Annotated in this window: 7 protein-coding genes; 2 read left to right on the top strand and 5 right to left on the bottom strand. The window is 44.6% G+C overall.

What is annotated here, in order from left to right; all coding sequences use genetic code 11:
* The first annotated feature begins 20 nt into the window (after positions 1-20).
* Positions 21-3,452 (top strand): GH92 family glycosyl hydrolase, encoded by a 3,432-nt coding sequence (locus AC59IL_RS03575; protein ID WP_496550706.1) that lies wholly within the window; start codon positions 21-23, stop codon positions 3,450-3,452.
* A gap of 78 nt (positions 3,453-3,530) precedes the next feature.
* Here the strand turns inward: AC59IL_RS03575 and AC59IL_RS03570 are convergent, their stop codons facing one another.
* A complete protein-coding gene (locus tag AC59IL_RS03570) occupies positions 3,531-5,123 on the bottom strand; it encodes an FAD-binding protein (protein WP_496550705.1) in 1,593 nt (530 codons plus the stop codon).
* A gap of 77 nt (positions 5,124-5,200) precedes the next feature.
* Positions 5,201-5,563, bottom strand: coding sequence for a hypothetical protein (locus AC59IL_RS03565; protein WP_496550704.1), 363 nt, complete (start codon positions 5,561-5,563; stop codon positions 5,201-5,203).
* Positions 5,564-5,792: 229 nt separating this feature from the next.
* On the opposite strand from AC59IL_RS03565, the gene AC59IL_RS03560 reads away from it, so the two are divergent.
* Positions 5,793-7,127, top strand: coding sequence for a hypothetical protein (locus AC59IL_RS03560; protein ID WP_496550703.1), 1,335 nt, complete (start codon positions 5,793-5,795; stop codon positions 7,125-7,127).
* 50 nt (positions 7,128-7,177) lie between these two features.
* Here the strand turns inward: AC59IL_RS03560 and AC59IL_RS03555 are convergent, their stop codons facing one another.
* The 3 genes from AC59IL_RS03555 to AC59IL_RS03545 form a co-directional block, all read right to left on the bottom strand.
* Positions 7,178-8,743 (bottom strand): RagB/SusD family nutrient uptake outer membrane protein, encoded by a 1,566-nt coding sequence (locus tag AC59IL_RS03555; protein WP_496550702.1) that lies wholly within the window; start codon positions 8,741-8,743, stop codon positions 7,178-7,180.
* 19 nt (positions 8,744-8,762) lie between these two features.
* Positions 8,763-11,867 (bottom strand): SusC/RagA family TonB-linked outer membrane protein, encoded by a 3,105-nt coding sequence (locus AC59IL_RS03550; protein ID WP_496550701.1) that lies wholly within the window; start codon positions 11,865-11,867, stop codon positions 8,763-8,765.
* 366 nt (positions 11,868-12,233) lie between these two features.
* Positions 12,234-12,836 (bottom strand): hypothetical protein, encoded by a 603-nt coding sequence (locus AC59IL_RS03545; protein ID WP_496550700.1) that lies wholly within the window; start codon positions 12,834-12,836, stop codon positions 12,234-12,236.
* Positions 12,837-13,028: the final 192 nt, after the last annotated feature.

Here is a 13,028-nt window from a genome sequence, read left to right as displayed (position 1 = left end):
CGCTAAACCTCGAATGCCGAATGCTCAACGCTAAACATAGTATTAAGTGTTGTGCTTGTATTAAGCGTTTTGCGTTTCGCGTTTCGCGTTATGCATTTAGCATTAAGCGTTTAGCGTTTGGCATTAAGCGTTTTACATTTAGCGTTAAGCATTATGCGTTTCGCGTTAAGCGTTTTGCGTTTTATTATGGGCTATGTATTACTTCTGCTGCATGGTCCCAAACGGATCCTTTACAATACGTAAATCCTTTTATTGGCACTACCCAATCGAATGTATTTACCAAATGGGGTAGTGAAGGGGGAACATATCCCGGTGCGGTAGCGCCATGGGGCGCTGTGCAGTTAACGCCCGAAACACGTGTAACGGACAGCAAAGGATACGATTACCACGACAGCAGCATTTGTTTTTTTAGCTGTGTACAGCATTTGAGCGGCTTTCCCAACGGTTCTGCAGGTAAAATATATGTGATGCCGGTAAAAGCTTCAGACCGGTTTCAATTGAACAGCTATCACAGAAATTTCAGTCACGATAACGAAAAAGCCACACCCGGTTATTACAGTGTTTTATTCAGCGATGACCATACGCTTGTGGAGGTTACGGCCGGTGAACGCACCGGGCGTTTTCGTTTTACTTTTCCGGCACAGGTAACACCCAAAATTTTTATCGGCGATGCGGGTGCATTAACCGTGAGGTCGAATAAGGAACTAAGCGGCGCTGCAATGAACACCTTATTCCGGTTCAATAAAAGCTTTACCCGTAAAGAAAATGTGCCCGGTGGCTGTATGCTTACGTTTGGCCGCTCGCTGTTGGGTAATACAGTAATTGAATTGCAGATCGGTGTATCTGCGGTAAGTGTTGATGGTGCTGTTAAAAATCTGGCTGCAGCAAACAGTGATTTCGACGAGCTGAAAAAATCAACCCAAAACAAATGGCGCAAAGCCTTGTCGGTAGTTGCTATTGATGACACCAGCGAGACCAATAAAACGGTTTTTTATTCTGCCCTGTATCATGCCTGCCTTGTTCCCTGGGTTGTTTCGGATGCTGATGGAAAATACCGGGGCGACGATAAACGCGTTTATCAAACTAAAGGCGTAAATCAATACAATGTGTTTTCGCCCTGGGATACTTTTCGCACCCTGCATCCCTTGCTTTGCCTTTTGTTTCCCGAAAGGCAGAAAGATATACTTGAGTCGATACTGGATATTTGCCGGCAAACAGGTTATCTGCCCACTGAATCCATGACAGGCAATCATGCTATACCTATTATTACCGATTCATGGCTGAAAGGAATTAAAGTGGCTGATAGTATGCTTGCCCTTATTGGTATGTTGAAATGGGCAGATGCCAGACCTTATATGCTACCCGATATGGGAATTTACCGAACGAACGGTTATATTCCTTTCTCATATCCCGAATCGGTTACACGTACTGTTGAATATGCCTACGACGATTGGGCGATTGCCCAATTTGCAGGCGTTTTGCATCGTAGCAAAGTCAGAAATAAGTTTTTGAAAGAGAGTTTTAATTACCGGAATCTTTTCAACGCCGCAGAATTGTTTCTATTGCCACGCAATGACAGCGAATTCAAATTACATCCCGGTACCTTCGGTTATAAGGAAGGCGATGCCTGGGTATATTCTTATTTTGTACCGCATAATGCCAAAGACCTGGTAAATATCATGGGCGGCGATACCTCTTTTGTATCGAAGCTCGATTCGGGATTAATCAGCAACCAACTGGTGTTTGATAATGAAACGATGTTTCATGTGCCATATCTGTTCAATTATACAAACACATCCTATAAAACACAGCAGTGGGTACAAAACATAATGCGAACGCGTTTCAGTGCTACACCCGGTGGTTTGCCGGGCAATGACGACCTGGGCTCAACCAGCAGCTGGTTTGTTTTTAGCGCCATGGGTATTTATCCGGTTTGTCCCGGCCGGCCTGTGTATGCCATCAGTGCGCCGCTTTTCAGGTCAGTCACTGTTCATATGGCGAACGGAAAACAATGGGTTATTAGGGCAAACAATACTTCACCTCAATACAAATACATTAAGTCGGTAACGGTAAATGGCACGCAGTATAACCGGCTCTGGTTATCGCATGCTTTGCTGGTACAGGGTGGCCAGATAGAATTTGATTTGGATACGGTACCGCATACCGAATGGATATTGGATAAAAGTCTGTCAGATGTTTCAGAAACAGCTGGTGATCCCTCATTTCAACTGATTGATTTTTCGGTAACAAAAAATAATGTATTACCGAATGAGCAGGTGGCCGCCCGTTTCGTTTTGCAGAACAAGGGAAGCGCCGGAACAAAGCGGGTAACCGTATATGTGAACGGTAAAGCTTACGCGGCAAAAAATTGCCTGGTGCCTGCTGATAGCACTATTACCGATTCCATATCATTTCGCCTGTATCCGTTTGGAAAAATCAGTGTACAAATTGATGGATCAACCTCTAAAGAAATTGAGGTGCTCCGTTCGCAAACCGCTACAGCTGTTCAGCCGGCTATCAGCAGGCTGGTGATAAAACCGGTTGTCCGTACAGGTGAAATGCAGCATATAGTTTATGATGTGCAGAATAACGACGGTGAATTTCATACATTTAATATTGCTATACGCCTCAACGATTCACTGTTGTGTACAGATACCATTAGTTTACAACCCGGCGCCATACAACGTATGGCGCATGCAATACCGGTTAAAAATGAAGGTTTGCAAACCTTACGTGTTAATACTTCCGCTGCTTTGTTTAAGGTGTATAGTAATAATTTGAAATCAGTATTGTTCAGCCTGTCGGCCGATGCTCTGAAGGATAGTGTGGTTACAGATGGTTCGGGGTTTGGCAATGAGGCGAAGATGATGTCCGGCCCTGAGCGTAGTCGAAGTACCAATAAAAACGATCCTTCGACTACGCTCAGGATCAATAAAGATCGTTATATAGAAGTGCCCGGCTCATTAAGCGTTGATAGCATGGGGCAAACAATGACCATGATGTTATGGGTGTTCCCTGTTGGTAAAAGCAAGGGACTGGTTGATCTGTTTACCAAAGGCGATAACCATGTATTACAGGTTGCAGGCAATAAACAACTTACATTTTTTGCCGGAGGCTGGGGCAGGGGAGAGTGTTCAGCTCCCTTACCGGCCAACTGGTTCAATAACTGGCATCATATTGCAGGAGTATGTGATGGTGCGAATTTGAAGTTATATATCGACGGACATTTAAAAGGTGAACTGCCTTTGCAGGACCGTGCTAATTTATCGGCGCCCAACAAATGGACGATCGGCCGCAATGAAGAATTTCCGGGGCAACGGATATTCGATGGATTCGTTGATAAAGTGAAGCTATATGCTGCTCCTTTGTCGGGTGATGAAGTTTTAAAGGTGGTAAATGAAGAGAAATCAGAAGTCAAAGGTCTGAAGTCAGAAGCCGGAAGTAAGAAGTAGGAAGTAGCCGTGTCACGGGTTACCCTTGCTAAGAAGCCGAACCGTGGCACGGCTTGCATGTAACCTGCAACCTGTAACTCAAACCAGCCCGCATCTTTCCATAAACTCATTGGTAAATACTTTTTGTGTGGGCTCATCGAGCAGCTTATGCCGCGCTGCCAGCCATTTATTTACAATAACATCGCCATACATTTGACGTATGCGTTGTTCTGTAAGGTTAAAATTGATCTTTCCCCAATGAAGTGTATATGGAATATTCAGTTCTTCGAACCGGTTCCAGGTGTTGTTGAAAAAGCGGCGGCTCGTAGCTGAATCAACGCCATCCATTTCAAGCACGCAGGTTTTTTCAAACCTGGTAAAGCCCAGCAGTGCCTGGGTTCCTTTAACAAAACGCAAGGCCAGTCCACCGGGGAAAGCTGTTTTTTTATTCAGTGCTACTATTTCTTCCACTGCCCGGCTGGCATTGGCCGTATCGATGGCGATGGCAGCACTGGCTGCTTTACCACGAAATTTGGTATTGGTAAATATTTCTCCAATAGTACCCGTTACCTCTTCGTTCGATGCAAAGGCCAGCGGGAATAATTTTGTTACCAGTGGAGGTACCAATTTTTGCGTTAGTTTATTTCCTAAGTTGTCGAGAACGGTTTGAATAAGGCCGAGCAGCTCATCGCCGTATTGATAATTGCCGGGTGTTGGCTGCGGTTTGGGATAATCAGCGCGGTAGGGTACTTTGTATAATACTTTCAGAAAAACGCCTTTATCGGGATCGTTTTCGGCAAACCGGTGCGGATTAACCACTACTTCAAAATGATATAAACTGCGGTTGTTGCTTTCCGGTGCAAATGGAAGAAATTCCTGAATGGCATCAAAGTTCCATTCGTTGATGGCGAGTTTCAGTTTGTCGTTATAGGGAATATTAGCTACGGTATATTTCTCCAGTAAATAAATGGGTTCTGTTTCCAGTAAAATACCATGAATAAAACCAAAACTGCCAAAGCTTACCACCGCTGCGTTGAACAGATCATCATCGCGAAAAACTTCGGCGCCCAGCCAGTCTAAATATTCCTGCGAGGCCACCGGGTTTGATGCCCTTTCGAGCCATACATGTCTGTTAGCGCCGGTAACAATATGCAACCCGATAATGGCATCATGCACGGCGCCCACTTTAAAACCGGCGCCATGTGTTCCTGTAGAAGTGGCGCCTGCAATGGTTTGTCCGTTGCTGGCGCCTGAAGCGCGCAATGCCCTGAGCCAGCCATTTTCCTGTTCAAGCTCTTTGTTCAATTGTAAAATACTCATGCCACATTGGGTAAATACTACATCCTGTGCGGTTTTTCCTTTGGCAAGGTATTGGGGTGATAGAAAACTATTCCCCAAACTAAAAAAGGTGCGCAGTTCGCGGGTATCTACCAGTCCGCCTTTGCATACGGCTACATCACTGAACGACCAGCCGTTGCCCAATGCCCTTAATGAAATATTATTATCTATTGCATGTTGAATGAGCCATTGAAAATTTTGTGTAGTGGCTTTATAATTTCTTTCCTGTTCGGTAAAAGAAAATGGCAGGCGCATATTAAAACTGGCGTCCTTCGTTAACTGAACTGTAAAATTCTGATGACCGTTTTGCCAGTCGGTAATGGGAATTAATGATATGCCATCTGGTAGTGCCATAAATTTTTTAAGTATTACATTTTTAACCTGTTTAATTTTGGTTGGGCAAATTGAATATTTGGGTTATTGCCCATTGCCTATTGTCTATTGCCTCCTAAATGTCCGGGTTGTGTATTCGGGGGTGAACAACACCACGAAATTTTTTGTGGAATCACAATGCCCAGTGTTATAACAGTTAGTAAAATATGTGCAGGGGTGTTTTTTACAACTACCTTATTTAAGTGGTTGTACCGCTGATCGCATTGCGGACGAATATCTTTCGATTGTTTTAATCCCCAGAAGTAATGCCAAACAGTAGTGTCTTTGTTAATATTTGCCGCATCGGCGCAGTCGTATTCTGTTATTATTTTAGTGGTGCTGCAGCTTTGTAATAAAACGGTTATGAACAAAAGTGCAGTTGTAAACAGTAGTAATGGTTTGAATGCTTTTGGCAATAGCATACGATTCGTTTAATGGTAGTAAGTGTTTGAGTAACAATATTCAAATGTAACATATTGCAATGGGTGTAACAATACCACAAAGGGGGTAGGATGGCTGTTAAGAAATGTGTGAAAATTATGACAATAACTTTTGTGCAGCTGTAATTGAAAATGCTTTTACTTTACAGGTTCATTTTTATAGGTACTCAACATGCAAACACTCTCCCCCAGAAAATATGTGCAAACGAAAATGCGAACGCTGCCGGTATTTAAATGTATGGTGAATAAAGACTGGGAGGATAGTCAGCTTGCCAATGTGTCGGTAATGCGAAAACACAGTAACGGCAATGTAACTATAGGAATGTATATGGTTGATTTACTTTGCATGGGCGTAGTTAATACCGTATTTTTTTTCAATACGCCCGAAGAGGAGTTCGTGTCGCAATACAGCTTTGAGCTTTCTGATTTTAAGGAAATAGATTATACACTTGCACATAATATCGTATATGCCGGTCATGATTTTGCCCTTGAATTTGATATTCATCCCCACCGCAATTTTGACATAACCCGGTTTATACTGGAAGAAGACAATAATTCAATTCCCCTTATTGAAGTAGCGGTGGGTGCCGATGGAATGCCGCATCTGATCGTGCAAAATCACGGCGATTTTGCCGAGGCCCTGGCGAAATTAAAACAGTATGCCGGGGAGGGTAATTATTTTTATTCAATTGAAGGAGATAGCAAACCGCGGTTGCACCATGATAACCAGCCGGATATTGATATGGACGAAATCCCGGCCGGCGAAGTTAGTCTGGCCAATGTGCAAAACATTCGTTCAGACGATATGCTGAACATTGAAAAAGTACGGCAGCGCTCGGTGCTTGAACAATTGACAATCCATTCAGAATTGCTTACCCGTTTATTGCCGCCCGAAATAAATACCAGTACACCCGAAGAAGAGGCGGTGTGGCACGAGATGTGGGATGAAATAGGGCATGGGGCCGAAGAACCCAATAATGTGCTGCCTGAGCATTTTGATGAGCACCGGCAGGTAACAAAGCAAATAGACAAATTTTCTCACCTGCTTGAGCGGGAAAATGAACAGCTGATGAAGGAGTTTGAAACGAAGATGATCGAGCTGGCCAACCGCAATGCTTTTAATCCGTTGTGCATTCAGGTAATTTACGAACAGGGCATATTGCTCGATTGTACAGCATTGTGCGAAGTGGCAAAGCAGCATGCCCTGAAAATGTATAAATATTATCCGGTGCTTCATTTTAGCCTGGCCCTTGGTGCATTGATACAACAGGAAACAGATCCCCGCTTTGATAATATTTACAGTTTAACCGATATCCGTGAAGCGGTGCCCGGTTATGAACAATATCACGCTGATGAAATCACCAACTTCTGGTTAATCAGGTTATGGCTTTCTCTTGATCAAAGAGATCTCAGAAGCGCCGTACAATATTATTTTATGCTGGTAGATGCCAAAGCCACCGCCTGGTTGTTATTGCCGGTGCTTGAGAAGTATGTTGAAGTGTTGTACAGGTATAATAAAGCGTTGAAAGATCTGAAGGAACAATAAAGGTTACCGGTTACCGGGTACCAGGTAACCGGTATCTGGTAACCGGCAACTCACCAGCCGGGCGTTTGCGTAAACCCAGTATTACCATAACTCTTTGCAATATCAATTTCCGATTGCGGTACGGGCCACAAGGTATCGCGTAAGGGGAAGGCGCGTAAGGCGCCGCTTGGGTCTTTTACTTTCGGCATAATATCTCTGTCGATCTTCCATCTTTTCAAATCAAAATAGCGTGTTCCTTCGAGCGCCAGTTCAATTCTGCGTTCATGACGAATGCGTTGCCGCATCTCGTCCTGCGATAAACCTGTGGGCAATGGCGGCATATTAATACCGGGTCGTGCCCTGATCGAATTAATAGCTGTGTATACCGAGGCATCGGGGCCTGCGGCTTCGTTTTGCGCTTCGGCATACATCAGTAAAATATCTGCATAGCGCAAAAGCACAAAATCCTGATCGCTTTGTGTGGCATAGGTAGTAGGGTAGCGGGTGCTGTCGATATATTTACGAACCAGAAAACCGCTGGCAACATTATCTCTTGTAGGGTCAAAAGCCGTGGCGGCAGTTGTGCCCCGCCAATCGCCGGGTACTATCACTGTTAACTTTAAACGCGGATCGCGGTTGTCGTATGGTTTGGCCGGATTGTAGAGCAGAGAGGAATCAGGGCCTTTAATGGGCCGGCCGTCGGTACATTCAAATTCATCGACGAGGTTTTTCAATACCTGAAATGCATTGGTATACGAATATACCCAATCGGTAGTGCCGGCATAGTTGGGAGGCAGGTACCGGGCGCTGAATATGATCTCGGGATTATTGTTTTGCCCGGGTTTTAAAAACAGGTTGCGAAACCCGCCGGTATACAAACTGAATTTATTTTCTGTTATCACCTGATTGGCGAGCGCAGCTGCTTCGGACCAGCGGCTGTTGGTAAGCATTACTTTGGCTTTATAGCCCAGCGCGGCGCCACGAATTACATGTCCGTTGTTGTAGGCGGTGTTTGGTAAATTATCGATGGCAAAATCAAGGTCGGCCAGTATGGCGTTGGTGACCGTGCTTTTGGCCGTGCGGGGCAGGGTAGCGCTGCTGATATTACTGTTCAGCGGTTCCAGAGTAAGCACTACATCGCCATATAGCTGAACCAGCAGAAAATAATAATGCGCCCTGATGAACCTCACTTCGGCTTTATATCTTCTTATGGTCGCTGTATCCATGGCTACCCTGTCGATGTTCGCCAGAAAGTTATTACAGGCTGCAATGGCTTTATACGGCAGATTATAGGCGTCTGACTGAATGCCTCCTGAAGTGGCTTCAATTACTCCGGTAGATACGTTATTGAAATTATTACCGGTCGACAAGGTATAGCCATTGTCGGCCAGTATATCCCAGTGCATGGTTAAACAGCCCCATCCGGGCGCAGTATTGCTTACACTGCTGGCATTGGTGCCCGGCGATAAATAACTGTACACGCCGGCGAGGGCCAGATCGGCGTCGTTTTGTGTTTTCCAGAAATTTTCTGCCGGTACCTGGTCGAGCGGATTTTTGTCGAGGTATTTATGGCATGCCGTAAAACCTGCTGCGGCTATTATGATATAAAGTAAGAAATATATTGTGCTGCGTTTCATGCTGTACATCGTTTAATAATTAAAAAACTGCTTTTAAGCCAAATGAAATGACCCGGTTTTGCGGATGGTTTACATACCGCAGGTTGGTGGCAACCCGTTCGGGGTCAAGACCGGGGAATTTGCTGAAGGTGACCAGGTTGTCACCGGCAAAGTATATACGCAGGCTGCTCATGGCTGCATATTTGGCGTATTTCGCAGGTAAATTATATCCAAACTGAATATTTTTTATGCGCAGAAAAGAAGCATCTTTTAAATACCAGGTTGAAGAGGTACCTGCATTATTGCTGATGTTCCCTGTGCCGGATAGATAGATCATGGGCATGGTTGTGCTGGGATGATCGGGCGTCCAGGCATTCAGCCAGTCGGTAGTTGGTACCGAACTCTGATCGAAGGGTTGCATGCCCCACCGGTTTACAAATATCTTCTGGCCCTGCGAACCATACAGAAAAACGGTAATGTCGAAGTTCTTCCATTCGGCAAAAGCATTGAACGAATAATTGTATTTGGGATAAATGCCGGGTACAATTACACGGTCATTGGCATCGATAGTGCCATTAGGGTCCACATCTTTGAATTTCATATAACCGGGTTGCGGGCTATAAGGTTGTTTGGGGCTTTTGCTGACTTCATCGGCCGTTTGAAAAATGCCGTCGAATTGGTACAGGTAAAAACTGCCGTAGGGCTGCCCTTCGATGTTAATAGTGTTGCTGCCTGTATTGATTTGTGTGGCGCCATATTTTACCAGTTTGTTTTTGTTGGTTTGTATGTTGCCACTTACTGTGTATTTTACCTCGCCAATATGGTCGCTATACTGGGCGCTTATCTCAATACCTGTGTTGCGCATTTTTCCATTGTTGATGGTGGGAGCGGTGTACCCGATATAGGCAGGCAGCGACTGCTGCGCAAGAATATCATAGGTTTCTTTGTTGTACCAGTCGAATGTAAGCGACAGCCTGTTATTCAGCAATGTTACATCTGCGCCCACATCAAACACCCGGGTCGATTCCCATTTGATCGAAGTGTCGACCAGGCTGGTTTGTATTACTCCCGAACTGAGCGCTGTATTGTTATATGGATAGGCAAATCCTACGTTATAAACATTCTGATAAGGATAATTGGTGATATTCTGGTTGCCCAGCACACCAAATGAGCCGCGTAACTTTAAATCGTTGAGCCAGCCAACATGTTCCATGAATTTTTCCCTGTTGATGCGCCAGCCTGTAGATACCGAAGGGAAAAAGCCCCATTTATTACTGGGCGGAAAGCGCGAAGAGGCATCGTACCGGTAATTTAATTCAAGCAGGTACTTTTCTTTGAAATCATAATTGACCCTTCCATACAAAGAATACAGCGACCATTCGGCTGCCGTACCCGTGGCTGATTGAGCGCCCGATGAACCGGCATTTACCTCACGTAAATCGTTGTTGGGGTATACCAGCCGGCCACCGCTGAGCGACTGGCCTTTGAAATACTCGGCCTGCGTTCCGCCCAGTATTTTAAAACTGTGGTCTTTTATTTGTTTGCTCCAGGTGAGCTGCGAATAAAATATCGGGTATACATAGTTGGTATCTGTTACTGTAAGGCCTTGTCCGCCTACATCCAGCACTCTTTGGGGAGCTTCGTTTGGACCCGCAAACCAAAAGTATTGATTCACCTGGGGTTTGAAGTCAAATGTTTTACGGAAATCGAAATTGAACCCGCCGCTTGTTTTCCATTCAAGTCCTTCGAGCACTTTTACATTTACAAATACATTGCCCTGCATGTAATAATCATTGGTATTGGCTGTAGCATTTTCTGCAATTGCTACCGGGTTCTTATTCACCGATTCAAACGGATAGGCTACACTGGTATACCGCCCGCTGCCGTCGGGCAATTTGGGACCGTACAACGGAGCCTGTGAAAGGGTGCTCAGGAACTGGTCCTGACTTCCCTGGCGTGCGTAATACCGTTTGCTGTAATTAATGGTAAGACTTGATCCGAAATTTACCCGCTCATTTACTTTTGAATTTATATTGAGCTGCAGGTTGTATTTTTTGAATGAAAAACCCAGCATAATATCCGGTTGATCAACATAGCCTAATCCAACATTGTACGAAGTGCCGTTTCGTCCGCCCGATAAACCGAGGTGGTGGTTTTGAACGGCTACGGTGCGAATCATCAGATCGAGCCAGTTTACATCGGGATATAGATTTTTGTCGGTTGCGTTGGCATAAGCGTCAATGGTTGCCTGGCTGAACCGGTTAGATGCAGCAGCGCCTGAGTTGTTGGCGGCCGTGTTATACATCTGCATAAACTGCACTGAATTATAAACGAGCTTTGGCAATGCCGTAGGTGAAGTGATGCCGATATTATAATCGTACGATACATGAAAACCACCGCTTCCTGTTTTTGTAGTTACCAATATAACGCCGTTGGCAGCGCGGGTTCCGTAAATAGCGGCAGAAGCGGCATCTTTAAGAAGTGTAACAGAAGCTATATTGGCAGGGTCCAAAGCGGTCATGCTTCCGGGAATACCATCAACAATCACCAAAGGATTGGTGCCGGCGCCGCTGTAAGTACCCAATCCGCGTACGCGCAATACCGAATTTTCATTGCCTGCTTCTCCAGAGCCCTGTGTAAGGCTAAGGCCCGGTAATTTACCCTGCAGTAATTGGGTAGGGTCGGTTGCTACACGTTTGTTGAGGTCGGTGCCCGTTACAGTGGCAACGGCGCCGGTAAGATCAAGTTTCTTTTGCGTACCATACCCCACTACCACCACTTCGTTCATGGCAGTGGATTGTTCTTTTAAAATAATGTTGAGACTGGTTTGGCCCGATAGTTTTTCTTCATGCGTGGTATACCCAACATGGCTGAACACGAGCGTTGCCTGTGGTGTAGTGGCGCGCAGGGAAAATTTTCCATCTTCATCAGATAGTGCGTTGATCTTAGTGCCTTTAATGGTCACTGTTACACCCGATAGTGCATTTCCTTTGTCGTCTTTAATAGTGCCGGTGATTTGAGTGTCCTGGGCGAATAGCGAAGTGCCGGTAATAATTGCCAGTAAGCAGGTGGCCAGTAATACCGCGCATGCGCGGTAATGTTTTTGTAAAAGAGCGTGCATAGCAGTAGTGATTTGCTTTTTCATACAGAAGTCAATTTTGAGCCGGAAACCGGAAGTCAGAGGTCGGAAGTCAGAAATCGGATTTGCATAGCCATGGTGATGGTGGTCCGAAACTGAGGTTCGACCTGTTTCTAACTTCATACTTGTTATTCGAATGGATACGGGTCGTTATCCGTTGGGATTAAACGACAGAAACGACACAAATGGCAGAAGGTTAAGGGATACTCAGAAGCATCGCGATAAGCTTCTGTAATTGCAAGTAAGGCATATTTGTGTAACTGACTTTTAAATGGATATGCAAAGTGTTAAGTTAATTTGGCAAAGGCATATCAGGCCGCCTAACGTAACGGAGATACGAAATACAGGAAAGAAAAAAAGTATGTTGGCGTGTTATGTTGTTTTTAAATCGAACGTGCAGTGTGCGTTTGTACTTCTGAAGGCAACAAGATAAAAAATGTCTAACGCTCCAATAATAATAAATACAGCTTTCGTTTCTTTGCCACCCAGCATAATGCCAAATACACAAATCATCAATGCGAGTATAAGAAACGGAACGGCGATGGATTCGGGGTGATAACGAAAGCGGTGTTTGGTTTTGTAATTGCTTAATATATTTAATATGGCTGGTTGAATGTTTGATAATATAATCTGTTCCCTGTCGTCGTACACGCAAATTTGCAGGAATGAATCGTCTGCGTTTTTGTCGAATCGGATGCTTAGTACAACGCCCCTTGTTTCGTTATACAGGCTGCAATTGATGGCTATACCTGTTATGTCATTGCCGGCGATATCGTTTTTATATTCCCTGATAGAATGGTAAAACCTGGTTTTTTTTCGGGTATAAATGGAAACCGACATTTCATCGGCCTTCGGTTTTTGAACATCGATCAGTTTCGGAATTTGCCTGTTACAGTAGTCTTCAATATCATAAATCAGGTCTTTTGTTACCCGGTAAGAGTCGAGCTGCTTAAAATTTTCATATCGCGTAGGCATAATGTTGGGTTTTGATGTAAAAGCATCAAATTTTAACAACTAAACAAAGCACTGCAGGAACCCGGTCAGATCAACCCAATGAAGTTCAGATAGGGGAGGGAATATGTATAAATTTAAACAATTTAGTTCATATGTGGCTGTGTTGACTGGTTGGGCCAAAAGAATTTCTGAAAAAATTTATGGAAATTCTTC

The organism is Niastella sp. sgz303648 (assembly GCF_059587045.1).
The sequence above is the reverse complement of the archived record's forward strand: the minus strand, read 5'-3'. Positions and strand labels throughout refer to the sequence as shown.